This is a genomic window from Brevibacillus sp. LEMMJ03 (assembly GCF_007197875.1).
GTDB lineage: Bacteria > Bacillota > Bacilli > Brevibacillales > Brevibacillaceae > Brevibacillus > Brevibacillus thermoruber.
In genome coordinates, this window is the sequence record NZ_VKJN01000010.1 from 133,953 (window position 1) to 160,470 (window position 26,518).

General features: G+C 60.5%; 22 protein-coding genes. 4 read left to right on the forward strand and 18 right to left on the reverse strand.

Annotated features, from left to right (window positions below; all coding sequences use genetic code 11):
* Positions 1–17 precede the first annotated feature (17 nt).
* The 9 genes from FOI68_RS14360 to FOI68_RS14400 form a co-directional block, all read right to left on the reverse strand.
* Entirely contained in the window at positions 18–2,270 is a 2,253-nt protein-coding gene (locus tag FOI68_RS14360) for a S8 family serine peptidase (protein WP_370512130.1), read from the reverse strand.
* Between the two features lie 167 nt (positions 2,271–2,437).
* Positions 2,438–4,843, reverse strand: coding sequence for an AAA family ATPase (locus FOI68_RS14365; RefSeq protein ID WP_143863569.1), 2,406 nt, complete (start codon positions 4,841–4,843; stop codon positions 2,438–2,440).
* A 156-nt stretch (positions 4,844–4,999) separates the two neighbouring features.
* A complete protein-coding gene (locus FOI68_RS14370) occupies positions 5,000–5,203 on the reverse strand; it encodes a hypothetical protein (RefSeq protein WP_185973953.1) in 204 nt (67 codons plus the stop codon).
* A gap of 246 nt (positions 5,204–5,449) precedes the next feature.
* Positions 5,450–5,776 (reverse strand): hypothetical protein, encoded by a 327-nt coding sequence (locus FOI68_RS14375; protein WP_035297470.1) that lies wholly within the window; start codon positions 5,774–5,776, stop codon positions 5,450–5,452.
* Between the two features lie 5 nt (positions 5,777–5,781).
* Positions 5,782–8,334 carry a DNA topoisomerase IV subunit A gene (gene parC, locus FOI68_RS14380; RefSeq protein WP_143863570.1) on the reverse strand — a complete coding sequence of 851 codons (2,553 nt, stop codon included), beginning with the start codon at positions 8,332–8,334 and terminating at the stop codon, positions 5,782–5,784.
* Between the two features lie 2 nt (positions 8,335–8,336).
* A complete protein-coding gene (locus tag FOI68_RS14385) occupies positions 8,337–10,298 on the reverse strand; it encodes a DNA gyrase/topoisomerase IV subunit B (RefSeq protein ID WP_143863571.1) in 1,962 nt (653 codons plus the stop codon).
* 312 nt (positions 10,299–10,610) lie between these two features.
* Positions 10,611–11,363 carry a YebC/PmpR family DNA-binding transcriptional regulator gene (locus FOI68_RS14390; protein ID WP_029099103.1) on the reverse strand — a complete coding sequence of 251 codons (753 nt, stop codon included), beginning with the start codon at positions 11,361–11,363 and terminating at the stop codon, positions 10,611–10,613.
* Positions 11,364–11,441: 78 nt separating this feature from the next.
* Positions 11,442–12,572 (reverse strand): Rv1355c family protein, encoded by a 1,131-nt coding sequence (locus tag FOI68_RS14395; RefSeq protein WP_143863572.1) that lies wholly within the window; start codon positions 12,570–12,572, stop codon positions 11,442–11,444.
* 29 nt (positions 12,573–12,601) lie between these two features.
* Complete coding sequence (locus FOI68_RS14400) at positions 12,602–13,471, reverse strand: hypothetical protein (protein ID WP_185973954.1); 870 nt, start codon at positions 13,469–13,471, stop codon at positions 12,602–12,604.
* A gap of 254 nt (positions 13,472–13,725) precedes the next feature.
* Here FOI68_RS14400 and FOI68_RS14405 point away from each other — a divergent pair, with 254 nt between their 5' ends.
* Positions 13,726–14,103: a YflT domain-containing protein gene (locus tag FOI68_RS14405; protein WP_143863574.1), complete on the forward strand. Its 378-nt coding sequence runs from the start codon at positions 13,726–13,728 to the stop codon at positions 14,101–14,103.
* 85 nt (positions 14,104–14,188) lie between these two features.
* On the opposite strand, the gene FOI68_RS14410 is transcribed toward FOI68_RS14405, so the two are convergent.
* On the reverse strand, positions 14,189–14,494 hold the full coding sequence (locus tag FOI68_RS14410) for an ABC transporter permease family protein (protein ID WP_029099099.1): 306 nt from the start codon (positions 14,492–14,494) through the stop codon (positions 14,189–14,191).
* 83 nt (positions 14,495–14,577) lie between these two features.
* Positions 14,578–16,014 (reverse strand): PAS domain-containing sensor histidine kinase, encoded by a 1,437-nt coding sequence (locus FOI68_RS14415; RefSeq protein WP_255433487.1) that lies wholly within the window; start codon positions 16,012–16,014, stop codon positions 14,578–14,580.
* Positions 16,015–16,202: 188 nt separating this feature from the next.
* Here FOI68_RS14415 and FOI68_RS14420 point away from each other — a divergent pair, with 188 nt between their 5' ends.
* Positions 16,203–17,120, forward strand: a complete 918-nt coding sequence (locus FOI68_RS14420; protein WP_143863575.1) for a TIGR01777 family oxidoreductase — start codon at positions 16,203–16,205, stop codon at positions 17,118–17,120.
* Between the two features lie 50 nt (positions 17,121–17,170).
* Here the strand turns inward: FOI68_RS14420 and FOI68_RS14425 are convergent, their stop codons facing one another.
* The 7 genes from FOI68_RS14425 to FOI68_RS14455 form a co-directional block, all read right to left on the reverse strand.
* Entirely contained in the window at positions 17,171–17,341 is a 171-nt protein-coding gene (locus tag FOI68_RS14425; RefSeq protein WP_162836721.1) for a hypothetical protein, read from the reverse strand.
* A 28-nt stretch (positions 17,342–17,369) separates the two neighbouring features.
* A complete protein-coding gene (locus FOI68_RS14430; protein ID WP_143863576.1) occupies positions 17,370–18,236 on the reverse strand; it encodes an ABC transporter permease in 867 nt (288 codons plus the stop codon).
* Positions 18,236–19,162, reverse strand: a complete 927-nt coding sequence (locus tag FOI68_RS14435; RefSeq protein ID WP_143863577.1) for an ABC transporter ATP-binding protein — start codon at positions 19,160–19,162, stop codon at positions 18,236–18,238. Before FOI68_RS14435 ends, FOI68_RS14430 begins: the two co-directional genes overlap by 1 nt.
* Positions 19,155–21,407 carry a hypothetical protein gene (locus FOI68_RS14440; RefSeq protein ID WP_143863578.1) on the reverse strand — a complete coding sequence of 751 codons (2,253 nt, stop codon included), beginning with the start codon at positions 21,405–21,407 and terminating at the stop codon, positions 19,155–19,157. Before FOI68_RS14440 ends, FOI68_RS14435 begins: the two co-directional genes overlap by 8 nt.
* Before the next feature lie 18 nt (positions 21,408–21,425).
* On the reverse strand, positions 21,426–22,499 hold the full coding sequence (locus FOI68_RS14445; protein ID WP_143863579.1) for a PD40 domain-containing protein: 1,074 nt from the start codon (positions 22,497–22,499) through the stop codon (positions 21,426–21,428).
* On the reverse strand, positions 22,496–23,059 hold the full coding sequence (locus FOI68_RS14450) for an RNA polymerase sigma factor (RefSeq protein WP_029099092.1): 564 nt from the start codon (positions 23,057–23,059) through the stop codon (positions 22,496–22,498). The genes FOI68_RS14445 and FOI68_RS14450 overlap by 4 nt, the downstream gene beginning before the upstream one ends.
* 291 nt (positions 23,060–23,350) lie before the next feature.
* A complete protein-coding gene (locus FOI68_RS14455) occupies positions 23,351–24,499 on the reverse strand; it encodes a trans-sulfuration enzyme family protein (protein ID WP_255433488.1) in 1,149 nt (382 codons plus the stop codon).
* Between the two features lie 143 nt (positions 24,500–24,642).
* Between FOI68_RS14455 and FOI68_RS14460 the strand changes: the two genes are divergently transcribed.
* Positions 24,643–25,335 (forward strand): peptidylprolyl isomerase, encoded by a 693-nt coding sequence (locus FOI68_RS14460; RefSeq protein WP_029099090.1) that lies wholly within the window; start codon positions 24,643–24,645, stop codon positions 25,333–25,335.
* A gap of 236 nt (positions 25,336–25,571) precedes the next feature.
* Positions 25,572–26,198, forward strand: a complete 627-nt coding sequence (locus FOI68_RS14465; protein WP_143863581.1) for a cell wall hydrolase — start codon at positions 25,572–25,574, stop codon at positions 26,196–26,198.
* Positions 26,199–26,518: the final 320 nt, after the last annotated feature.

Consider the following 26,518-nt stretch of genomic DNA (forward strand, 5'->3'; position numbering starts at 1 on the left):
GGTTATCCGTATCGACATCAACGGGAGCGGGACGGGTAGGTCATTTGCAAGCGATACCGCGCCAATTTGCCTTCTTCCAGTTGAATGACGATTCGATACGGTCCGGGTTCGGCCATCTCCACCGTCAGCGTTTCGGGGTTTTCCTCGTCGTCGGTGGAGCCGATCAGATTGCCGTCACCATCGTAGACGTACAGATCGAGATCGGCATCGCCGTCCCATTCCGCGGTCACGTTCAATTCACCCGCCTGCTTGGCCTGAATCCAATAGGTGTGGTCCCTGTTTTTTCGTGACTTTTCGATCAGTCTCCCCGTTTTGACGACCGTTTGCCAATTGTCGGACACCAGTTCGCCGTTGGCCGCCAGGGCGTACGGCTGCGGCCCCATGGGCACGTTGTAGCCCTCCACCGTCACCGTGTAGACGCCTTCCTCGGGATGCTTGATCCAGACCTGCTCCACGTTGTTGAGGTTGTCCACTTCGTCGTCGTAGGGGTAGTGGAAAAAGTCGTTGCCGTTCAAGGTCTCGCCGCTTGGCGTGACCACTCGCAGGTTCAGGTTGTTGACCAGGGTGCGCTCGGCCGCCAGGGAAGCCGGATAATCCGTCCAGGCCAGGGTGATGGCCAACGGTTGGGAATCGTCCGTCACGTTGAGGCGGTACGTGGCCACGTCCCCTGTTTTCAGCCCCTTTTTCTCATCCACAAAGCCCGTCTCGATCGCACGCCGCAGGTTGGCTCGTCCGAACCCCTGCACGCGCATGTCTTCGTTCAAATCGTCGGCGCCGCTGATGAGCATCGCCTTGATCAATGCCCCGCTCGGATTGTCGACTCCGTTTTCCTGCAGGAACTGACGGACTTGGGCCACGCCGCCGGCCAACACCGGCGTCGCCATGCTTGTCCCGCTGAGATAGGCGTAGAAGGCGTTGAACAGCCCGTGAAAGTTCTCGTCGGGGGCCAAAGAGGAACGCGTGGACAGGATGTAGCTTCCCGGCGCGACCAGATCGGGCTTGAGGCGGCCGTCCGCCGTCGTCCCCCGGCTGCTGAACGCGGCTACCTCGTCCGGGTCGTCCGCCTCGTCTTCATCCAGCTCCGGCCGGTCGTTTTCGGAGGCGCCCACGGCGATCACGTTTTTGGCCGTGGCCGGCGTGCCGATGGTCTCATACCCGTATATCCCCGCGTTGCCGGCCGCCACCAGCGCCGTCATGTCCGGATGTTCCCAGAGAAACTGGTCGAACAAAAACGAGTCCAGGCCGTATTCGCCATCGTCGTCGACGCTCCAGGAATCGGAGTGGATGCGCGCGCCGTCCGCGTAAGCCTCCTCCAGGATGTCACTGACGTCTCCGGCCAGGTATCCGTATTCGTCCAGCATGGAATGGAAGACGAGCTTCGCGTCGGGAGCCATCCCTTTGTACTGGCCGTCTGACGCTTTGCCGGTGCCCACGATCGACCCCGCCACGTGGGTGCCGTGGCCGTCGGGGTCGCTCGCGTCCCCCTTGCGCCCGATGGCGTAGAGCTCTTTCACCCGGCCCTCGAAATCCGGGTGGATTCGGTCAAGATCGCCGGTGTCCAGGCCGCTGTCCGCCACGCCGACAATTTGCCCTTCGCCGGTGTAGCCGGTGGAGGCCAGGTCGTCGGCACGGATGATCGCCGCCGCCCTGTCGTTGCGCTGTTTTCGTTCCGGAACGGGGACCACGGCGATGACCTCGTCGGATTGAATCACCTCTTCCAGACTGCGGCCGCTCAGCCGCGCCATCGAGATGTGGGGGGCCTCTTCCAGGCTTTTCACTTGTTCGGCGTCCCCTTCTTCCACGATCCGCCTCAAGGTGCGCCCCATGTCTACGCCGCGGTCAAACCCAATGACCGCCACGTCCACGTCCGCCCGCTTGCCGAGGGTGGAGCGCAGCGTCGGAGACACCTTGGAGACGGGGTGAAACGGGAGCACGTTCCTGACGAACGACAGCTTTTTCAGCGCCCGCTGCGCTTTTTCCCCGTCCACCCTGGCAATGAACGCGTAATCGGGTATGTAATCTCCCAGGGTCACGCCCAGGTCCTCTACCTGTTCCTTCCACTCCTCTTCCACCGGACCGTCAAACTGCACCACGACCAGCTCCGTGCTTCGTTTCTGCGACGTTTGGGAAGCGAGCGAAAGTCCCTCCTTCGCCTCGATCGCCAGACTGCCCTTGCGCCCTGTTTCCCGCTTGGCGCTGGCCGGCAGTTGACCGATCATCAGAGATACGACCAGTGTCGCGGACAGTGCCGCATGCCATTTCAACCGCAAAGAATAAGCACCCTCTTCCCATCACTCCATAATGTTTCCATTATACGGCAAAATCCGACCATGAAAAAGAGTCTGAATTTCACGTTGAGACAAAGTGAAAAGGATCGAGGCACCCGTTTTCGGCCTCGACCCTCCTGTGACGTGATTGACATCCCCGCACCGACTCGTCATCCTTCGTGGATGGACGTTCCCGACGCCGGTGCGCCATCCGCAAACAACGGCTGAAAATCAACCCATTCCAGACGGCTCAACTGCTCTTTGTCCGGGATGTCCGCGCCCGCCTGCGTCAGCCGGAGCGCCTGGTTTTGCATGGCCTCCTGCAGCAGGTTGTACACCAGGCGTCCGTTGCCCGCCAGCATCCCCGCCTGGGCCGCTTGGTCCAACTGCTGCCGGATGCGCTTCTCCACATCGCTGTCAAGCCGGTATCCCGCCTGCGCGACCGCCTGCAGCAGCATGCGGGTGAGCTCGTCTGGGGTGTAATCGGGGAAGTGGAGGTATTTTTTGAAGCGGGAGAACAGGCCCGGGTTGCTCGCCAGCAAACGCTGCATCTCCGCCGGATAGCCGGCCAGCACGACCACCAGGTTTTCGCCGTGGCGGGACATTTCCTCCACCAGCGTGTGAATCGCCTCCCGGCCGTAGTCCCGTTCGCCGCCCTCCAAGAGCGCGTACGCCTCGTCGATAAACAAGACGCCGCCCAGCGCTTCGCGGATTTTGCGCCGGGTCAGCGCCGCCGTCTGCCCGACGTAGCCGGCTACCAGATCGGCCCGGCTCGCCGTGACCAGATGGCCCCGTTTCAGGCAGCCGATCTCCTGCAGCATCTCCGCGTACAGGCGGGCGACCGTCGTTTTCCCCGTACCCGGGCTGCCGGTGAAGACGGCGTGCAGTTCGACGGGAACGGTCGGCAGTCCGCAGGCGGCCCGCTGCCGCTGCACCGAGGCAAACGCGGCGATTTTGTTCAGTTCCGCCTTTACCTCGTCCAGGCCGATCAAGGCCGCCAGCTTTTCTCTCGCCGGCTGGTCATCCGGCAAAGTCTCCAGACCGCCGACGTCTTCCGGGTAGAGAATCGTGAAGTCGTCCCACTGCAGCTCGTCCGGTTCGTCGAGACGGCGCCCCTTTGCAAAAATCGCTTCCATCACGATATTGGTCACCGTACGGGCATTGCCGAAGGTGTGGTCCACACGCGCCTGCTCGATTCGCTGCCGCAGCGCCCGCCGCGCTTCCGGCGTGAAGGAAAAATCGTTGCGGCCGGCCACCTGCTCGGCGATCGCCAACAGCTCATCGGTCGTGTAGTCGGGCAAAAGAAAATGACCCGTCTCCGGAAAACGGCTGCGCAGCCCCGGATTCGCGTACAAAAACTGCCGCATCTCTTCCGGATAACCGGCGAGCATCACCACAAACCGGCCGGCGTATTCACCGCCGGTCATCGCGGCCACCAGCGTGTCGATCGCGGCCTGGCCGTAATCGCTGCCGGAGCTGTCAGCCCGCTTCAGGCTGTAGGCCTCGTCGATAAACAGCACGCCGCCGACCGCCCGTTTAACCGCCTCCATCACCCGCTGTTCCGTCTGTCCCACATACGCCCCGACCAGGTGGGAGCGGTCCACTTCCACCACGTCGCCGCGCTCCAGAAGCCCCAGTTCATGATACAGGCGGCCGATCAGGCGGGCCAGCGTGGTCTTCCCCGTCCCCGGATTGCCCATCAGCACCAGATGCAGGGGCAGTTGATCGGCGAGGTGCCAGCCTTTTTCCTCGCGCAGCTTCCGATACCGCAAAAAGCGGGCCAGCTTGCGGACGCGCTCTTTGATTTCGTCCAGCCCGATCAGCCCTTCCAGTTCCTCCAGGGCCGAATGCCCGCCCCCCGGCTTCTCCGCTTTGGCGGATTCCCCGCCGATGGACAGCAGCCGTTCATGTTCTTCCTGTTGGGCTGTCAAGCGTTTGACGCTCTCCCGCAGGGCCGCCAGCAGTTCCGCCGAGTAAAACATGCCCTGCAGCGAGGCCGCATAGGCTTGGGTCCTCTCCAGCATGTCGCCGAGCAGGCGCTCCCGCTCCGCGTACAACCGCTCCACTCCGGCTGCCGCTTGCGCCGCCGTTTCGTCCCCGGCCGCTTCGGCCGCCTCGCGCGCGGCAGCGGCCAGCGCCTGCCATGACGGCAGGGCTTGCAGTTCGGCCTCGGCAGCTTCTTTCAGTTGTTCCGCATGCCGCCTGCGGGTGGCGGCGTTATCCGTTTCGCGGATCAGCGGATAGCTGCCGCCGAGGCGGTGTTCCTGCAGACGGGCCAGGTACAGGCGCACCCGCAGCTCGGCGGCCGGCCGGTAGGAAGGGTCCAGGCGGACGGCGCGGGACAGCCATTCCTCGGCCAACCCGTAGCCTCCCTGCTTGTCCAGGCGGAGGGCGGCCAGCCAGGTGAGCACGACCGCTTCCGCCTGGTCGAGCCGTTTGTCCTCGTCCGTTCCGCGCCGCTCCTCGATGAGGCGGAGGAGCGGGATCAGCTCTCCTTCCGAGAGCTGGCGAATGTCCGGGGGATGCTCCCGCCACCTCCAAACGTCTTCCAACTGGTCCGATTCTCGCTGCTGCATCGTCGCCCTCTCCTTTTCGTGCTTCTGTGTGTACTCCAGTTGTACCATATTTCAACCTTGGCTGAAAAGGCAAAGGCAGGAGGCACGCCTCTGGCCCACGGCCAAAAAAAGCAGCCTCCCGTCCAAGGAGGCTGCTTGTGACTGTCGTTGCGTTCCCTACACCTTTACGTTGCCCAATTCCACATCGGCCTTGAAGCGAGCCAGGGCGGCGTCAAACACGTCCTGTTCCGATTCGGCGGCGACCTTGAACATGGTAATCAGTTTGTCGCCGCTGTGCACCTGCACGTTGTACTGCGAATCGCCGTCGTACGTGGCGGCAAACTGGTATGCGCTGCCGTTCACGCTCATGGTTCGTTCCATTTCGGACACACCTCCCGCCATAGTGTATCCGCCGGCGGCCGGCTTCATCCCCGGTGCGGTGCGGTTCGACCGCTCGGGATGTTGGCCCGGCTCGCCACGGGCACAGCGAAGATGGTGGTGCGCTCCGCACGCTGCAGGCGGTCAGGGGCAAGGGCGTCGCCGAGCGTCATGCTGCGCAGGTCGACGATGCGGACCGGCGCGTCGGTGACGCTCACGTATTTGACCGGATGGCGTCGCGCAGGAACCTCACACCGGCGAAAACGCCTGGTAGTCGGTCGGCTGTCGGACGGTGGTGCCATCAGGAAGTTCGACCAGCAGCAGATCGCTCTCCCCCTGGCTGCCCTCCTGCCAGTCAAAGACAAACGCCTGTTTGTCCATCGGCTGGTTTTCGTCCAGAACGGCCAGGATCGCGCGCAGCGTGTCGGCCGTCATCGGCACCGGGATGCTATTACCCTGCCGGTCGGGGATGGAGAGCAGCTTCGGCGCCTCTTCAAAATACTGGACGGTATCCAGCAAAAGCGACACCTGCTGCCAGTTCAGCTCGGAGGCAAATCGTTCAAACGGCTTGGCCATGTGCATCATTCCTTTTCATCCGCAGAGTCGTCGAACAGGCTGTACTGGGCCACGGAATTCCCGTCCCGGGGCGTTTCGGCCGGCTCCGCCTCGGCCGACCCTTTCAGGGGTTCCGCCGCTTTTTCGCCTTCGGCCGGCAGGACGGCTTCATAGGCGACGGCTTCCACGCCGCCGGCCACCACGCTGCGGCCCATACCGCCCTGTTCCGTCACGGCCGCCTGTTCGGTCGGCACCAGTACCCACTCATGTTTGTCCGTCAAAGCGTAGAGCGTGTTTTCCACGGTCACCGCCACCACCCGGTGCGGGTTGGTCTTCCGCTTGCGAATCACCTGAACCCCTTTGCCCGCCCGGCCCTGCAGCGGGATGGCGGAGATCAAGGTGCGCTTCACTGTCCCTTCCGCCGTCAGCAGGCTGAACGGCCGCGCATCCTCCGTGTCCGTCGGCAGCAGGGCGACCACCTCGTCGCCGGCCGCGAGCGAAATCGCCTTGACGCCGCTGGACGCGCGGCCGGTCGCGCTCACCTCGCTGCGCAGGAAACGGATGCCCATGCCGTCTTTGGTCACTGCGAGGAAGGCCCCCTCTTCTCCTGCCACGAACGCGGTGACGAACTCGTCTCCCTCCGCTTTCAGCTTGGCCGCCACCAGCGCGCCGGAACGGTTCGTCTCGTACTCGGCCAGCGCCGTCCGCTTGATCAAGCCGGAGCGGCTGACGTGATAGACGTAGAGCGGCTGCCTGAAATCTTCCACGATGGCAAACCCGACGATGCGCTGCTGCTTGTCCAGCGGGATGACGTTCACCAGCGCAGTCCCGATCTCTTTCCACTTGTCGTCAGGAATGGCGTTGACCAGCGCGGCAAAATACTTGCCGTCCTGGGTGAAGAACAAGGCCGTGTGGGAGGTGTTGGCCTCCGCAAAATAGCGGACCTTGTCTCCCTCCTTGACGCCGCAGGTCTCGATCGTCCCGCCCATCGACTTGAACGAGCGGGGGCTGGTGCGCTTGATGTACCCTTCGTTGGTCAGCGTCACGACGCAGTCTTCCGCGTTGATCTGCATCGCGATGTCCACCTTGACCTCCTCGATCTCCCCCTGGATCTCGGTCAGGCGCGGCTCCGCGTACTTTTTCTTGATCTCGTTCAGCTCGGCGGTAATCACCTGGATCAGCTTTTTTTCGCTGCCGAGGATCGCCTTCAATTCCTCGATCTCTTTGGCCAGCGCCGCAAGCTCCTTCTCCAGCTTGACGATGTCCAGCCGGGTGAGCGACGCCAACTGGATGGCGAGGATCGCGTCCGCCTGTTCCTCCGTGAAGCCGTACTGCTCCATGATGTTCTTCTTGGCGTCGGCCCGGTCTTCGGAGTTCATGATCGTCTCCACGATCTGCCGCAGGATCGACTTGGCCCGGATCAGCCCCTGCACGACGTGCTCCCGTCTTTGCTTTTTGTCCAGGTCGAACTGGGAGCGGCGCGTCACCACGTCTTTCTGGTGGTCGATGTAGGCGGCCAGGAGCTCCTTCAGCCCCATCTGCCGGATCGTGCCTTCGTGGATGACGTTCATGTTGTAGTTGTAATATATCTGCAGGTCAGTGTTTTTGTACAGGTAGTTGAGGATCGCGTTCTCGTCCGCGTCTTTTCGGATGTCGATGACGATCCGCACCTTTTTCTGCTCCGCCTCTTTACGGCCGGTCTCGTCGCGGACGGCCAGCGCCCCCTCGATTTTGCGCTCCATCACCAGTTCGTCAATCTGGGCGACCAGCTTCGATTTGATCACATCGTAAGGGATCTCCGAGATGACGATCTTTTTCACCTTGGCGCCTTTTGGCTCCTCCACGTGGCTGCGGCCGCGAATGACAAACTGGCCGCGCCCGGTCTCGAACGCCTTGCGGATGCCGGATGTGCCCTGGACGATGCCGCCGGTGGGAAAGTCCGGCCCTTTGACATGCTGCATCAGCTCGTCCAGCGTGATCTCCGGCTTTTTCATCTGGGCAATCGCTGCGTCGATCACTTCTCCCAGGTTGTGCGTCGGAATGTCCGTCGCAAACCCGACCGCGATCCCGGACGCCCCGTTGACCAGCAGGTTGGGAAAGCGGGACGGCAGCACGGCCGGCTGCTGTGCCGAGTTGTCGTAGTTGGGGATGAAGGTGACCGTGTCTTTTTCGATGTCGCGCAGCATTTCGTTGGCCAGCGCGGACAGGCGGGACTCGGTGTAACGCATCGCCGCCGGCGGGTCGGCGTCCAGGCTCCCGAAGTTGCCGTGCCCCTGAATCAGCACCTGACGCATTTTCCACCACTGCGCCATCCGCACCATCGTCTCGTAAATGGCGCTGTCCCCGTGCGGATGGTAGGTCCCCATCACGTACCCGACGGTCTTGGCCGATTTGCGGTACGGCTTGTCATGCGTATTGCCCTCCTGGTACATCGCGTACAGGATGCGGCGCTGCACCGGTTTGAGGCCGTCGCGGGCATCGGGGATGGCGCGGGACAGGATGACCAGGTTGGCGTAGTCGCTGAAGCGCTTCCCCATGATTTCCGCGAAGCTCTGTTCGATAATCTGATTGGACAGCATGCTTATTCATCCTCTCCCACTTCAAAGGTGACGTGGTTCTCGATCCACTCGCGCCGGGGCGGCACCTTGTCGCCCATCAGGACGGTGACCAGTTTTTCGCAATGGGCGAGGTCTTCCAACTGCACCTTGATCAGCTTGCGCGTCTCCGGATTCATCGTCGTCTCCCAGAGCTGGTCGGCGTTCATTTCGCCCAATCCCTTGTAGCGCTGCACTTCCGCACCGCGCCCCAGCCGCTTGAGCGCCTGCTCCAGCTCGTCATCGTTCCAGCAGTAGACCACGTCCGCCGGCTTGCCTCGGTTTTCCTTACGCACCTGATACAGCGGCGGCTGCGCGATGTACAGCTTGCCCGCGGCGATCAGCGGCTGCATGTAGCGGAAGAAAAACGTCAGGAGCAGCGTCTGGATGTGCGACCCGTCCACGTCGGCGTCGGACATGATGATGATCTTGTCAAACGCGCAGTTTTCGATGGAGAAGTCTTCCCCGATATCGGTCTCCAGCACCTCCAGAATGGTGCGGAACTCCTCGTTGGCGAGAATGTCGGACAGCTTCGCCTTTTCCGTGTTGAGCGGTTTTCCCTTCAGGCCGAAAATCGCCTGAAACTCGGAGTTGCGCGCCTGCTTGGCCGAACCGCCGGCGGAATCCCCCTCGACGAGGAACAGCTCGTTGCGCTTCGGGTCCTTGTACTGCGGCGGCGCGAATTTGTCGGAGATGGATTTCCGCTTTTTCGCGTTTTTGCCCTTTTTGTCGCCGCGCAGCGCTTCCCGCTGTTTGCGCAGTTCCTCGCGGATTTCGGCGGAACGGATCGCCTTTTCGATCAACAGCTTGCCGATCTCCGGGTTTTCCTCCAGGAAAAAGCCCAGTTTTTCCGAGACGATCTGCTCCACGATCGTCCGCGCTTCCTCGTTGCCCAGCTTGTCCTTGGTCTGGGACTCGAACTGAACGTCGGCCATCTGCAGCGAGAGCACGCCGAGAAAGCCTTCGCGCAGGTCGTTGCCCGACAAGTTGGGGTCCTTCTCCTTGAGGTAGCCTTTTTTGCGGGCAAATTCGTTGAACACCCGGGTGGTCCCGTTGCGGAAGCCGGTTACGTGCGTGCCGCCGTCCGTCGTCGGGATGGAGTTGACGTACGAGACGAGCGTCTCCGTGTAGCCGTCGTTGTACTGGAACGCCAGCTCGACGTAAACGTTTTCCTTTTCCCCCTCGAAATAGACGACCGGGTGGAGCGTTTGCTTGCCTTCGTTGAGGTACTCCACGTAGGATTTGAGCCCGTCCTCGAAGTAAAACTCCTCCCGTTTGATCTCGGGTCCGCGCTCGTCGATCAGCACCATGCGCAGCTTTTTCAGCAGAAACGCCGTCTCGCGAAAACGGTCGCGGATCGTCTCGTATTCAAATCGGGCACTGCCAAACACCGCGTCGTCCGGCAGAAAGCGGACCGTCGTGCCGGTTCGCTTGGTGGTGCCGACCACTTCCAGGTCGGTCACCGGCTTGCCTACGTGTTCGTTGCCCTTTTCGTCCACCACGTAGGCATACCGCTGCTTGTGAATCTTGCCGTCGCGGTGGATCTCCACCTCCAGCCATTTGGAGAGGGCCACCACCACGCTGGAACCGACGCCGTGCAGTCCCCCGCTCTTTTTGTATCCGCCGCCGCCAAACTTGCCGCCGGCGTGCAGCGTGGTAAAAATCACTTCCGGCACCGGGCGGCCCGTCTTGTGCATGCCGGTGGGGATTCCCCGACCGTGGTCCTCCACGCTGACGCTGCCGTCCTTGTGCAGGGTGACGATGATCGTATCGTTAAAACCGGCCAGCGTTTCGTCTTTGGCGTTGTCCACGATCTCCCACAGGAGATGGTGAAGTCCGCGGCTGCCGGTGGAACCTATGTACATGCCCGGCCGTTTGCGCACGGCAATCAGGCCTTCCAGCACCTGAATGTCTTCTTCGGTATACGTAAGCGTATCTGTTTCCTTCAATCGCGTTCTCCCCTCTGCTTCTTCAACTTGCGCAAGGAAACGCGGCGCCGGCCGCGCCCTGGGCGAAAAGCGGAGCCGTGGTCGCCCTTGTGCGGAACGGACGTGACGTTCCGTTCTCCGTCCGGGTAAAAAGCGAACACTTAATCGCTATTGTACCGTATGGAATTGATTGTATTCAACGCCCGCTGTCGGTGGACGGCGAGAAAATGCGATTCCGCGGGCAAAAAAACCACCCGGCCGTCGCTCGCGCTGTGACGGGTGAGGCCCGAAAAAAGGCCACCTCGCCCTAGCGAGATGGCCGAATGCGCCGCGTTATTTTTCGTTCAGCAGGCGTTCCATTTCCTCGTCGTCAATTTCGTAGTTGGCGTAGACGTTTTGGACGTCGTCGTTCTCTTCGAAAGCCTCCATCATCTTGAGCATTTTCGCTGCATCCTCGCCGCTGATCTTGACGGTGTTCTGCGGAATCCACTGAACGGACGCGTTTGCAAACGTGTAGCCTTCCGCTTCCAGTCCGCTTTTGACCTGTTCCAGCTCGTGCGGGTGGGTCAAAATCTCGTAGGAGTCCTCGTTGGTCACCATATCCTCGGCACCAGCTTCGAGCGCCTGCATCAGAATGGTGTCCTCGTCGACGGGAAACGCTTCGCGGTCGATGGTGATGACGCCTTTCTTGTCAAACATGAAGCTGACGGAACCGGTCTCCCCCAGGTTGCCGCCGCGCTTGTTGAAGATGGCGCGCACGTCGGCCGCGGTCCGGTTGCGGTTGTCCGTCAGGCATTCGACGATGACGGCCACGCCGCCCGGTCCGTATCCTTCGTAGCGGATTTCTTCGTAGTTGTCGGCGTTTCCGGTGTCCGTCGCCTTTTTGATCGCGCGTTCGATATTTTCCACCGGCATATTGATGGCTCGCGCGTTGGCGATGATCGCTTTCAGCTTCAGATTGGCGTTCGGGTCGGGCCCGCCTTTCTTCGCCTCCACGTAAATCTGCCGGGCAAATTTGACAAATTGGTTGTTCCTTTTCTGGTCGGCTGCGCCCTTTTTGGCGGCAAACAGTTTGAACTTCGGCATAACCAACTCTCCTCATCACATACAGAAATACCATGTCTAAGTGTAGCACTAGAGGGGAAGATCGGTCAAAGCCAAACCTCAGACAACCAGGCAGTTCCCGTCGGCGATCAACTGTTCCAGATCCACGTAATATCGGCCGGAAGCGCGAAACTGCCCGAGCGCGATCCGGCGGCAGACGTCGGTGCCCACGGCCGCTCCCAGCGTGACGGAAGAGGCCAACTGCGGCCAGGTGCAGACGGTTTTGCCCACCTCCGCCAATGACGCTCGCAAGCGCGCCGAGATGGCGCCGTCCCCGACGATCCGCAGCACATGGGGGATCTTCTCCTGGTTGGACAGCCCCTTTAGGGTGTCGTAGTCCAACCCGTCAACCAGCCCGTGCAAAATCGGCCGGTCCGGTTCAAGGTCGAACCGTTCCACGTCCACAAGTCCCCTGTCGCTGGTGTCCATCACGACGGGAATGCCCAGCGCCCTGGCTTTGAGCCGGCTCAGAATCTTCATGTTCAGGCTGTCGCATTCGTCCACCAGGATGTCCAGCCGTCCGCCTTCCAACAGAAAGCGGTCCAGATTCTCCTCGTTGGCCCCGTCGGCAAAGCAGACCACTTTCAAAAAGGGATCGATCTCCGCAATCTCCCGCGCCGTGACGATGATTTTCGGCATGCCCAGGTGGTGAACGCCGGTCCGGATGCGGTTTAGGTTGGAGAGTTCCAGCGTGTCGAAATCGGCCAGGCGAATCTCGCCGCACACCCGTTCCATCGCCAGCGTGAGCGCGAGGGACTGGCCGACGGAAAGGCCGATCACCCCGATCGCCTTCCGGGACAACACCTCTTGTTCCTGCTGCGTGATCTTGTTTCGGTTCCGGTTCGTCCGCACAAACGCGAACTCCTCCTCGTCCAGCAGATGGACGAGGGTCCTTCGCCAGGGGTAGTACACCCACACGCCTTTCTCCTCGGGAGCCTCCCCCAGATAGTCTTCCACCGCCTCGGACAGCTCTTCCCGGCTGAACCGGCGGTCCGGATGCTTCGCCTTGATCAGTTCCTCCACCTGTCCGCGAAACGGATTGAGAATCACGACATCGTCTTGCCTGCGGCACAGGTCCTGCAAGCGGCGGCGGTCATCCTCCCGCTGGAGGCGGAAAAACAGCGGGGCAAACAGCCAGTCCTCCCTTCTCATCTCTGTTCGTTCGGCCAGCAGCGAACGCAGGTCCGTCATGGCAAACCTCCCCTTTCTTGCGTGAGTTGTCACTCCTGATCGATCACGATGCTTTGTCCATCCACGATCCGCACCAGCGGCGACATGCGGAAGTCAACCGTGTACAGAGCCGGCTGCCGGCTGGTTTCCGCGCCCGGCCGCCAGTACTTTTGAAAGGCCTGCCTCATGAACGCGTGCTTGTCCGAGGTGTCGGGAACGGCAGTAGGCACACCGGTCAGCCGAATGCCCGTCTGTTCCAGAAACACTTTGACGTGAAGCGGCAGGATGGCAAATACCGTGCGGATTCCCCGCTCTTCCATGAACGCGAACATGCGCCGCAGCATGAGGCGAAACAGATAGCGCTTGTGCAGGTCGAGGAGCGGCCGATACCGTTTCGCCCGTTCGTCCTTGCCGGCAGCGTCCAGCAGCGGATGAAAGGCAAATCGGACGAATTCCGCCGCTTTCGCCGGCTTTTCCACGCCCGCAAACAGTTCGTAACAGTCCAGCTCGTCGTCCACCACGGCCCGCGCGGTCGCCAGCACCAGCGGATGGCTGCCCACCTGCTGGCCGATGGCGAACACGTGCGACTGTTTCTCCGTGCGGAAACCGACGTCTTCAAATTCCAGCCGGTCGTTCAGATAGCGGAGGTTGTAGCTGAAATTGACGATGTCGTTCACCTGCTCGTGCAGGAGCGTTTCCTGGTCGTCCAGCGCCCTGCAGACGTACCGGGCGGCGTCGAGACATGCGTCCCGCTGTTCGAGGACGGGATAGACCAGCTTTTCGTATAAACGGGTCAGCCTGGTGTTTTTGATACCCGCTGAGGAGGGCTGCGCCAGCCAATCGATCGGCAGCACGCAGAAGGGACTTGAACAAAAAGGGACGAGTTCCGTTGCCGTTTGGAAAGAGCGGGAGTACACCATTCCGTTTGTTCCTCCAATCTCCCATGCAGGACGTCGGGTCTGTCCGACAGCGGACGCCGTGGATGGGATAAGATTTTTGAAACAGGAAAAAAGTTCTACAAATTGAATCGTTTTCCTCCAAAAATATACAACGTTTTCCAATTTTTTCGGACGAAAGACCGTGTGGACGGCGCCATGTTTTCCGGCTAATTGCTTGAAGATCGGGCAAGCTATGGAGGAGTTGAAAACCCGAGGCAGACAAAGGGGGAAGTTCCTTGATCAGCGCAGCAAAACCGTTTGTGAAATTTCACCGCTATGACCAGGAGCTGGTCTCCGACATCCAGGCGCTCAATTCCTCCGGCTACCACAAGGACGACATCTGGGTCCTCAAGTGGAATCCGGACAAAAACCACTCCAACCAGCGCGGCAACTACTACAAATACAGCACCCATTTCGAGGATGCCGTCGGCGACATCGACAGCAAGGCGCATATTTTCGACAACGGCGGCGAAGAACTGCGGACGCGGCTGGAGAAACTGGGGCTGACCAAGGACGAAGCCTCCGCTCTCTTTCGCGAGCTGCAGGAGTCGGACTACACCTGCCTGCTGGTCGTGCGGGACCTGAAAGACAACATCTTGAAGATGAGCGACTGACCACTCGCAAAGGAGGCGTCTTTCGCGCAGGAAAAAAGCCGCTGCTTTTGCCGCAGCGGCTTTTTTGCATGTGTATCTGCCATGCTTACTTTTCGTCGTCGATCAGTTCGATGCCTTCCAGCACCTCGTTGAGCTTGACGTAGACAGCTTCTTCCTCGCTTTCCTCCAGCGGCACCATTTCGCCGCCGTCGACCTGGAATACGAAAATGTCCACTTCCTCATCCACGTCGTCTTCGTTCGCCTCGTCTTCGATCGCGTCGGTCAAGGCGACGTATTCCTTCCCATTTAGTTCAAACAAGGCGATGACTTCAAAATCGCCAAGCGGTTCGCCGTTTTCGTCATCCAGCGTGATGATGTCGCCCAGTTCCAGGTCTTTGTTTTCTGCGGTCAATGTGTTCACGTCCTTACTGAAAGTTTCATGGTACGTTCCCATCATACCGGTTTTTTCCGCAAGAAGCAATCAGGCATGGGCTTTCAGCCGACAGGCAGTCTCACCTCGAAGGTGGAACCCTGCTGTTCCCGGCTCGTGACGGAAATGGTTCCGCCGTGGTTGTGAATAATCCGGTAGCTGACCATCAACCCCAGGCCCGTCCCGTTCTCCTTGGTCGTATAGAACGGCTCTCCCAGTCTCGCGAGGCGGTCTTCGGGGATGCCGCAGCCTTGGTCGCGGAAGCTGATTACCACCGTGTCTCCCTCCCGCCGCACGCCCACGTGCACTTCTCCTCCGTTCGGCATGGCCTCGATGGCGTTTTTCAGAAGATTGAGAAACACCTGTTTGAGCTGGTTCTCTTCGCACATGACCGAAGGCGGATCGGGTTCGTAACGGGTGACGATGCGGACGTTGTGCATGACGGCGTGGGTCTCCGCCAGCACGATGATATGCTCCAGCATCGGAACGACGTCCCTCTCCTTGAAGGCGATGTCCTGCGGTTTGGCCAGCACGAGAAATTCGCTGATGATCTTCTCGATCCGGTTCAACTCCGACACCATGATGTGAAAGTACTGCTGCTTCTCCTGCTGTTGGGAGTACATCAGCTGCAAAAAGCCCTTGAGCGAGGTCAAGGGGTTGCGAATCTCGTGCGCCACCCCTGCCGCCAACTGGCCGATGACGGAGAGCAGTTCCGACTTGCGGACCATCTCCTCCGCCCGTTTGCGCTCCGTGATGTCCTGCAGAATGCCGATCACCGCCGGCTTCCCCTTGTACGACGTGGTCTTCTGCAGCACTTCGAGATGGACGATGCTGCCGTCACTGCGCAGTCCGTGAAACTGATGGCGGATGGGCGAGCGGTCTCCCTTGCAGCGGCGGCTCTGGTTTTTCAGCACAATCTCCCGCTCCTCTGGCACGACCAGATCGACCGCTCCCAGGCGCATCATGTCCTCCTGGGTGTAGCCGAACATCTCGGCCATGCGGGGATTGACGTAGACGAAGCTGTGTTCGTTCACGTACGCGATGTACACGCCGACCAACGTGTCCTCGACCAGGCTGCGGTACAATTCCTCCGCTTCCTGCAGTTCACGCTCCATGCGCTTGCGCTCCGTAATCTCCGTCGAGGAGCCGACCACTTCTACGACCCGCCCCTGTTCGACGATCGGGGAGAGCGTCGTCGTGAAGATTCGTTCCCCCATGGCCGACTCGTACTCCAGCACATGGCCTTCATATGCCTTTTCGTACATGGTCATGATGTCCTCGCTGCACAGCTGCAAAACTTCCTGCAGCCGCTTGCCGCTGATGCGATCCGTCGTCAATCCGAACTCTCTCGCCAGCTTTCCTTCCGAGAGGGTGAAGACGAACTGGCCGTCTTCGTCCCGCTTGTACTTGAAAATGTGATTGTGCAGATTTTCCACTGTTCGCCGCAGTTCGTCCTTGTACCAATCGATCGACGGTTTTCCGCCGTAGATCCCTGCTTGCAACAGGCGAGCACTCCTTTACCCTGAGAATGAGATGCAACAAGAATTCGCTGCGCCTCCCGAGTTTCCTCTTTTTTCCTGAAAAAACGTACGCGCTGCAGCGTTATGCCAACACGGTTTCGTCACCATTCTCCTATTTTTGGTATAATTGGATGGGAGTTTGGGCAAACACTCCCGGAAAGGGTGGTCGTGTGAACAAAAAAGTGATTCTCGCAGGCGGAACCGGTTTTCTCGGGCAATCGCTGGCTGCGTTTTTGTCCCAAAGAGGATATGAAGTCGTCATTTTGACGAGAGGCATGTCGACCGAGCGGGACCATGTCCGGTACGTTCACTGGGACGGCGCGACCATGGACACGTGGACGGAAGAAATCGACGGAAGTCATGCCGTCATAAACCTCGCCGGAAAAAGCGTCAACTGCATCTATACCAAGAAAAACCGAGACGAAATCATGCGCTCCCGCCTGGATTCCGTCAACGTGCTGACCGACGCCATTCTGACCTGCAAGCACCCGCCCCGGGTCTTCGTTCAGGCGGGTTCCCTGGCCATTTTCGGTGACACGCAAAACCTCTGCGACGAAGATGCTCCTCATGGAACAGGCTTTTCCGTTGACGTCTGCAAACGATGGGAAGCGGCCTTTTTTGCCAAGGAGCTGCCTTCGACCCGAAAGGTGCTGCTGCGGATCGGCTTTGCGCTGGGACGCGACGGCGGCGCGCTTGAACCGCTGGTCAAGCTGGTCCGGTACAACCTGGGAGGAACGGTCGGGTCGGGCAACCAGTACATCAGTTGGCTGCATATCGACGATCTGAACGAGATCTTCCTCGCGGCTGTCGAAGACGACACGATGAACGGCATCTACAACGCGACTGGGCCGCATCCGGTCACGAACAAGGAATTCATGGCAGCGCTGCGAAAGGTGCTGAACAAGGGATGGGCACCCCCGGCCCCCGCTCCCCTGGTGTGGCTGGGAGCGTACGTGTTCATGCGGACGGAACCAAGTCTTGCGCTGACCGGGAGAAATTGTGTGCCCAGGCGGTTGGCGGACCACGGTTTTCGCTTTCGCCATCCCGATTTGGAAGCAGCGCTGTACGACTTGCTTGGGAAGCCGTAAGCCCCGCCGAAAAGAAACAGCCTGCGGTCCCCCGCAGGCTGCCCTCTTGCCTACTCTTTCACTTCTTGCAGCACGCCTTTTTCCAACAGGAACGCCTCTTCCGCCTGCAAGATGGCAATGATGGCATCTCGCTGGACGTACTTGCCGGATTCGGCGAGGCGGCGTTCGATAAACCGAAGCAGTTCTTCAAAGTCGAGAATCTGGATCTCCTGGTCGCTCACGACGTTCCCCCCCCTTATACACACCTTCCTATTGTACACGAACCGGGTGCTTCTTCCAACTCCACCACCTGCGCCGCACCGGCCGCAGCAGATATCCGCTCCACAGCACGAAAAGCACGCTCAACGCCAGGTAACAGCAGGCAAAAAACAGCCAGGGGGTAAAGGCAAACTCCACCGACGGCATCAGCGATTCGTCGAGGATGGCGAAGAGCACGATCACCGGGTTGAGACCGGCCAGAATCTGCAGTTCCGGAAGATTCCACACCACCAGATGGGAATACCGATCCGGATCGACCTGCGGCAGGATCTCGCCAAGGAAAAAAAACAGCAGGCCGGTCCCGACGACAAAGCAAAAGGCGATGCCGTAAGCGGTGATCGTGCTGACGGCGGTTCGCTTGATCCAGGTGGAACAGAACAAGCCGAGCGACCCCAGGAAAAGGATGTTGACCGCGAAAAACAGGACCAGCTTCACCACCTGTTCCGGCGACACGCTTCCGTACAGCATGACCAGGCTGTACAGGGGCATGGACGCGGCCAGCAGCAGGCTGGTAAAGGCAAGCGACGTGACCAGCTTGCTCCAGACGATCGTGCGGGGCGACAGTTGGGTGGTGAGCAGAATGTTGAGCGTCTGCCGCTCCCTCTCGCCGCTGATGGCGCCCGCCGTCAGTGCGGGTGCGACAAAGCAGATCATGGCGTAATGGATCGCCGCCGAGATGAGGAACAATTCGCTGTTTTCCCCCAGCGTTCCCGCTCTGAGCGGGTTGATAAGCAGAAAGCCGAGCGGGATGCCTCCCATGATCAGCAGAAACAGCGCGAGAATCCACACGGTCCGCTTCGTGCGGAACCGTTCCCGCAGTTCCTTGACAAGGATTGGATTGGACAGAAAGTCCCTCATCAGCCCCCCACTCCTTCCGTGATGGCCAAAAAGACTGCTTCCAGGTTTTCGCTGGACTCGCCAAAGTACGTGACGGCTGCTCCCGCGTCCACCAGCTCCTGCAGCAATCCCGCCTTTTCCGCTTCGCCCCCGACGAACCGGAAGCGAAATCCATCTTCCTGCTCCTCCAGATCCTTTACCAAGGGGCTCTGTGACAGCACGCGTCCCGCCTGATGGCGGTTGGTCAGTGTCCGTACCAGCATCAGCGTAATGCCGCGGGCCCGGACGCTCACGTCATCCAACGCTCCGCAGGCGATCAGCCTGCCCTGCTCGATCACGCCGATCTCGTCGCACAGCTCCGCCAGCTCCGGCAGGATGTGGGAGCTGATCAGGATCGTCTTGCCCATCGCACGGAGCTGTTTCAGGATTTCCCGCAGCTCGATGCGGGCGCGCGGGTCGAGTCCGGAAGCGGGCTCGTCCAAAATCAGCACCTCGGGATCGTGAACCAGGCACCGCGCCAGTCCCAGGCGCTGCTGCATGCCCCGGGAAAGCGAATCGACGTAGGCATCCGCCTTGTTGGACAGGTTGACCAGTTCCAGCAGATCGGCGATCAGCGCGGTCCGTTTGGACGCCGGAATCTTGTAGGCTCCGGCGTAAAAGTCCAGGTACTCCCGCGCCGTCAGGTTGTCATAGACGCCGAAAAAATCGGGCATGTACCCGATCGACTGACGGACGGCCGCAGGCTCCTTCATCACGTCGTAGCCGCAGACAAACGCCTGTCCCTCCGTCGGCTCCAGCAAGGTGGCCAAAATCAGCATGGTCGTCGACTTTCCCGCGCCGTTGGGACCGATGAAGCCGAACACCTTTCCCTGCTCAATCCGCAGGTTGAGGTCGCTAAGCGCCCACAGGCTGCCGTATTGCTTGCTCAGATGGACCGTTTCAATCATGGCGGACAGGTTCCCTCCCTTCTACCTGGAAGAACGGCATCGGCAGCGAGAGACGCTGTACGCCTGGGTGGGAGAAGCGGAGCAGGACGGTGCCGTCGGGCGTCAGGTACTCGCTCAAGTCCGCTTCCAGGACCAATCGCTTGTCTCTTGGCAGCGGCTTCCACTGTCCGCTCTTCTGGTGGAAAATCGCTTTCTGGAACGGGCGGAACGAACTGTGGTCGAGCGGTACGATGAGTCGCTCCGCGTGGTTCCGCGCCTGACCGAGCTTCAGCGAAAACGTAACGCTGCCTTTCGCCAATTCCCACAGGTAGGGCGATTTCGACTCCAATTCCCCGGTCGACTCGTGCATGTCCACGCCCAGCAGGCCGTACGGATAGGTGATCACGCCTCGCTGATCCGGCTGAAGCCGCACCGTTTGGCTGATCACGTTCCAGCAGCGGGAACGATGCTCCTGCTGAAAGGTGATGAGCGGGAGGGGCTGGCGGTTGACGCCCAGGATCCGCACCCGATCACCGCCCTCGAACGACAGCACGTCGTCCTGCAGTCGACGGATACGCTCTTCCACGGAAGTTTCCGTTTCATCGTAGGCGTTTCGGCTGGGCAGGTAGAGCGGCTCCAGTTTGGCATCGACCCGCTTCGTTTCTCCCGGCCGCATGCTGCCGAGTGGAATCCGCTGCGGTCCCACTTCAACATAGGCCGTCTCCAGCGGGAACGCCGTGTTGTTGGTCACCGTCCCCCGCAGCCTGTCTTTCTGCACGTGAAGGCTGGCCTCAAACTCGCCCGCTTCGCGCATCAGTCCGAATCCGACCGCCTGCCGCGGCGTCAGATACGGCACGCCCTGAAACTCCAGGGAATATCCCGCGTCCGCCCCCCTTTCCGACGTCAACCCGTCCGGTTCGTAATTGTTTCCGTTGTAGGCAAGCGGCAGGGCGACCATCCCCGGCTGGACCTCCGCCTTGAAATGATCTCCGCTGACCGCAAGAAACGTGGACGCGGTCTCCACCTCGGCGAGCTGCCCATCGAGAATGCGCACTCGGGTGACGGCGTGGCTGCTGTTTTCCCGTACGACCATCGGCTTGCCGATGAAAAAGACCCCGACCATCAGCAGCACCGCCATTCCCGGAATGACGCCCCACGCCCACTGCCGCCGGTCCAACCGCTTCAGAATCAAATAGGTGCCGGGTGCCACCGCCGCCACGTACAGCACCCACAGAACGGCGATCCAGACGGGGGCGGGCGGATGCACGTCCGGAATGTAGCGGCTCAGCTCCAGCAAGGGGCGGTTGAACTGGTCGATGCGCCGTCCGTGTTCGAGCACATCCTGCACGCCGTGCCGGCTCAGGACGTTTTGCCACAGCTCGGCGCCGTGCTGCCAGGACGCGAGCGGTTCCGCCGTCACGTCATAGTTGACAAACAGCAGCAGCCCTTCGCCCGCCTCTCGGGCGACGAACAGCGGCAGCGTGTTGTTAAAAACGGGGATGCTTCCGGCGGGCAGCGTCTTCGCCGCCGTATAGCCGGAAAGCGCCTGCTTCGGATCGACGCGTCCGCTTTTGGGCTCGACCGACAAAATATCGGCAAACCGCCGGACCGCTTCCTCCTGACCGGGTCCCGCGGACAGAATGACGACTCCGCCGCTCTTGATCCAGTCTGTAATCGCTTCTACCTGCCGATCCCGCAGCTTCTTCACCTGTTCGCCCCTCAGCGCGAGAATATCCAGGTTGCGGTACAGCCAGGACTCGTCCGGCAGCATCTCGGCCGTCAGGTTTTGTACGAGGACGTGGCCGCCGTTCATCTGCCGCTGCGTCATTGTCAATACATGAAAAGCGCCGCTGCCGGAATCCAGCACGCCAATGATTCGTCCGTCTTTCGGATAAGGCAGCCGCAGCTTCTCCGACGCGACCACCTTTTCGCCCTGGGTCAGCCAAAGCCGCCATTCTTCCAGAAACATTTCCGCCGGCATGTCAAAGGCGATCGTCCGGCTTTCGCCTGCCGCCAGCTTCACTTCCTGCAGAAGCGTGGCATGCCGGATCTGCCGAGGCGCCTTGTCCCTGGACAGCTCAACCAAACCGGAAAACGGCTGATCCCGTGTGTGCACCGTCACCTCCAGCCGTACCCAGGCATCGTACTTGAACACCCCGCCGAACGGGATGTTTACCTTCATCTCCACGCTGCCTTCGGCGGCAGCCGGCTGAGCGGCGAAACCCAACCACGCGACCGCGAAGACGAGCAGCCAACTCCTGTTCATCTCTTTCTCCTCCGCTCGTTATCGTGACGCCAGTGAGACGACCAACGTGTTCTCCGTCTCGTCGCCAGCCTGGACAAGCAGCAGGTGCTCGCGGTCAGCTGACCAGTGGGCGCGCACCAGACGTCCGCCCTCCCATGATCGGATCGGCATGTCCCGCAGCACGGGCGGCTGTACGTCCACTTCCGCTTCCGCAAGGGTGCCTTCCGGCGTGGTGAACGTCAGGCTCGCCTCACCGTTCCAGGACGGCCAGCCGCCTCTGCCAACGAGGGTGGTCCGACCGGAGCGCATTTCCATCACGAACACGCTGCCCTGTTTTGTAAAGGCAAGCAGGCGTCCGTCGGGCGACCACTCCGGCTGACTTCCTTCCGCCACCTTCCAATCCCGCATGGAGACGATGCTGCTTACCCATATTTCCTCCACGCCGTCGCTTGTGCGCGTATAGACGATGCTGTCGTCGGCGGGCGACCAACTGGGCGAGTGAAACGCAACACCCTCTTCCTCCTTGATCAAGCGGCTGCTGCCCGGCCGTTTGTCGTCGGGCACGTCCACGATCCAGAGCCGGGACGTCTCTCCCTGCTGCTCCACCACGGCCAGCCGGGCGGCCCGGTTGCTCCAGGACAGTGACGTGAAATCGCCGTGATCGACCGGCAGTGACACGTCCGCTTTGGCTGCCGGCTCGTCCAGATCAAACGTGCGGATGGTCGAACCGTCCGTCACGTACGCGATCCGCGAACCGCCGGCATCCAGATCGACCCGCTCGGGGTTGGCCGCTCCTTCCATGGCAAGCAGCGACGGCTGCCGAACCGTCAAGACACCATGCGGCCAGACGCCGTACCAGACGGCGATCGCAAGCAGGACGACTCCGCCCGTAAGGCTCCAGACGCGGCGGAGTTTGCCTGTTCGCGGTCCCAGCAGGCTTTGCTGCCGGTCCTTGTCCAGCTCCTTGATCCGCTGCAGAAGCTGTTTTTTCAGCTCCGCTTTCAGGTGGTAGTTCACCGGCACGGACCGGCGAAGCTGCTGCAGATGGGCCAGCAGTTGGGCTACGGAATGCTCTTCGGAACAGCCGGTGGGGATGCGCTTCTCGTCTCTCATTCGCCCTCTCCCCCTTCGTACATCTTCTGTAGCTGATGCAAAGCGCGATAGGAGATCATTTTTACGCTCGATTCCGTTTTGCCCAGCACTTCCGCCACCTGGCTGATTTTCAGATCGGCAAAATAACGCAGGGTCAAGACGTCACGCTGATCCTGCGTCAACTTCTCCAGCCGGTCTCGGAGCAGGCGAATCTCTTCGTTGGTCAGCGCCTGCCGTTCCGGCTGCCATGTATCGTCCGGTTCGCCGCCGAGCAGATTGTCCTGATCGACCGGAAACTCCCGGTTTTTCCGCATGAAATCGACGTACGTGTTGTGGGCGATGCGGAAGATCCAGGAAGCAAACGGACTGGTTCTGCTGTATTGGTCAAATTTTTCAAGCGCCTTTAAAAACACCGTCGTCGTCAAATCGTCGGCATCCCACGGATTCTGCACGCGGCAGCGCAAATAGCGGTTGACGCGGTCGAAGTACTCGTCGTACAACTCGGTAAAATCGCGGGATTCGTAATACTCAGCCGAAGAGTCTGACGACGGGCGCGCCGAACGCTTCATCGCCATTGCCATCGTGATTTCCTCCACCCCGCCGCATCCGCCGGCAGCCCCTCGCCGCTGTGAGAACGGCGCGAGCGCACCCGACGCGGGCAGGCCTTCCCCTTTTCTGACGTGAAAGCAAGCGCCCCCTTCCCGGTCAGCGCTTGCGGATGCGGAAAAAGCATCTGCAAAAGCGGCCGTTCCCGTGAACGGACCTCATTCAGATGCTTTTTAACTCCGAATAAGTATTACGTATGGAGGCGGAAAAAAGTCACAAGACTGGCAAAAAAATTTTTCGAGTTACGCAAGGCTGCGACTGTCGTCTCAGGACCGAAGCGCCCGGTCCAGTTCCGCGATGATGTCCTCCACCGCCTCAATGCCGACGGAGAGGCGAATCAGCCCCTGGGTAATCCCGGCTTCCCGCCGCTGTTCCTCCGTCAATGCGCGGTGCGAGGTGGTGACGGGATGGGACACGCTGGTCTCCACACCCGCCAGGGACGGGGCCAGCTTGATCCAGTCGAGGGCGCGGAAGAAGTCGTACACCTTTTCTTCGTCCGCCAGGCAGAACGAGATCATCGCCCCTTGCTTGCCGCGGTGAAAAAACGAAGTGGAAGCCGAGTCCGGGTAATAGGTGCGCTTGACGGCGGAATGGTTCCGCAAAAACCGGGCCACTTCGCTCGCGTTGTCGCACTGCCGCTCCATGCGCAGGGCCAACGTCTTCAGCCCGCGGGCGGTCAGCCACGCTTCAAACGGGCTGAGAGACGCGCCGTAGTTGACCACGATTTCCGAGGCCCTGCCGACCAGGTCCCGCCGGCCGACCAGGACGCCCGCCGTGACGTCGCTGTGGCCGCCGATGTACTTCGTCGCGCTGTGCACCACCAGATCGGCCCCCAGTTGGATCGGCCGGACCAGGTACGGGGTGGCAAACGTGTTGTCCACCATGACGGCGAGGCCGTACTGTTTTGCTTCGCCGATCCAGTACGGCATATCCGGCACCGACAGCAGCGGGTTGGTAATCGTCTCCATGAAAAGGAGCTTTGTCTGCGGCCGGACATGGGGCGCAAGCGAAGCATTCCGGCGCAGGTCAACGCACTCCAGTTCGATCCCGAACCGGGACAGTTCCTTGTGTAGAAGCGCATAGGTTCCGCCGTACAGTTCATGGGAGGCGAGCACGTGGTCCCCCGGGCCCAATACGGCGAGCAGGCCGGCCATGATCGCTCCCATGCCGGACGCAGCGCTGACGCCGGCCTCCGCCTGTTCCAGCCGGGCAACAGCCAGCGCCAGTTCCGCTTGATTCGGGTTGCCGTTGCGGGTGTACAGGTACTCTCCTTCCCCTGCGTAGTATCGTTCCACATCCTCCAGCCCGGAAAAGGCAAACACGGACGTTTGATAGATGGGGGTAGACTTGCTGGCCACCTGCCGAAGCGGCTTGTGGCCGATATGTACTGTTCTCGTCTCGAAGCGCTCGCCCACCAGAAATCCCTCCAGCGTCAACTTTTCTAACATTCTATCACGGGTTGGCCGTTCCGACCACCCTATTGGCGTTCTCCTGTATGTTTGTGCTATAATCCTGTGCGTCCCCTTATCAGGACTAGCAGGAAAGGAAGGTGCACAACATGAAACGACTGTTTACCACCCTCTTCGCATGTCTGACAGCAGCCGCATTGATTGCGGGATGTTCCGGCGGAAGCAGTGAAACGGCGCCCCCTCAACCGAAGCCGCCTGCCAAGGAAGTATCGAAGGAACCGGCGCAGCCGCCGGGGCCGACGGGCGAGAAAAAGTACGCCAAACCTCCGGCCATGCAGATTGACAAAAACAAGAAATACCAGGCGATCATCTCCACGACGATGGGCGACATCACGGTGGAGCTGTTTGCCAAAGACGCGCCCGTAACGGTGAACAATTTCGTCTTTTTGGCAAAGGACAAGTTTTATGACGGCTTGACGTTCCACCGCGTGATCAAGAATTTCATGATCCAGACAGGCGATCCGCTGGGCAACGGAACCGGCGGCCCGGGCTACAACTTTGAAGACGAGCTGAACAACGGCCACACCTACGAACCGGGCGTCGTCGCCATGGCCAACGCCGGTGCCAACACCAACGGCAGCCAGTTCTTCATCGGTTCCGGCGATGATGTGAAGAACCTGAAAAACTACCCGAACTTCACCATCTTCGGCAAGGTGGTCGCCGGCATGGACGTCGTGCAAAAAATCGCCGCCGTCAAGGTCAAAAACAACCCGCTTACGGGCGAAGCGAGCATGCCGGTCGAGCCGATCAAAATCAAAACCATCACCATTCAGGAAAAATAAGCGGAGAAAACGGTGCCAGTCTCTCGATCGGCGCCGTTTTCTCTTGACCGGAACCCCTCCCCGCTCCGGTTCCGCCCGCTCGTGTTCACCCCATGCGCGCGGCGGTCCGGCTGCGCGGTCACGCGGTCATGGAATCCATTCCCTCTTGAACCGCTCCTGTTTCACCGATAGACTTGCAAATGACCCCGATTCGCTTCCGCGACCGCAAGCAAAGAGCGAAAAGGAGTGGTGTCTTCGTGGTGAAACGAGAGGCGCGAACGCGCTTTTTCTTCTTTTCCGGCAGCTTTCTGTTGCTGCTGGTGTGCCTGCTGGTGACGCCGACAAGCGCAACGGCACCGCAGGCGAAAAAAACCGTGCCCGCCCAGAACGAGCCTCGACAGCAGGGGCCTGTGGCACGGGCGGCGGACGGTCCCCAAACCCTTGAACCCCGACAACAGGATCGGCGCCCCGCCATCCGGGCGAGCCGTGACGAGCGGCGCACGGCCGCCAGAGGCGGGCGCATCAGACTGACCGAGCGCGAGATGGAATTGCTGGCCCGGCTCGTTTACGCGGAAGGCCGGGGAGAACCCTACGAAGGCCAAGTGGCCATCGCGGCGGTCGTGTTGAATCGAGTGGAATCGCCCCAATTTCCCAACACGGTACGGGAGGTCATCTTTGCACCCAACGCCTTTTCACCGGTAAAAGACGGCCATCTTTCGCAGAAGACGAACGACACGGCGCGCAAGGCCGTCCGGGACGCCGTTAACGGGATGGATCCATCCCGCGGGTCCCTCTACTTTTACAATCCGAAAACGGCGACGTCCGAGTGGATTCGAACGAGACCGCAAACGGTGCGGATCGCCAACCACGTCTTTGCGCGCTGATCGCAGGCGATGCCTGTTTTTGCATCACTTTTAACATAACTTTATTTTTTGTTTATCTTGAGTTTACTTTTTTCTGCTATCCTGTACCTGTAAGCACTTTTTCAACGCATTGAGAAAAGCTCCGATTCTTTTTTCGGCATGCATGTCTCGCCGTACGCATGAATAGGTCGTGAACCCATCTCGTCATGCTTACTGCGACGTACCTTGACCGTTTGGCGGCGCCGTTTGAAGTGAGAGCAAACGACTTCCGCCCGGCCAATCGGTTTTTTTCTCAATCGCCCCCAACCCTTGGGCACTCCTGCAGCGGGAGTGCCGTTTTT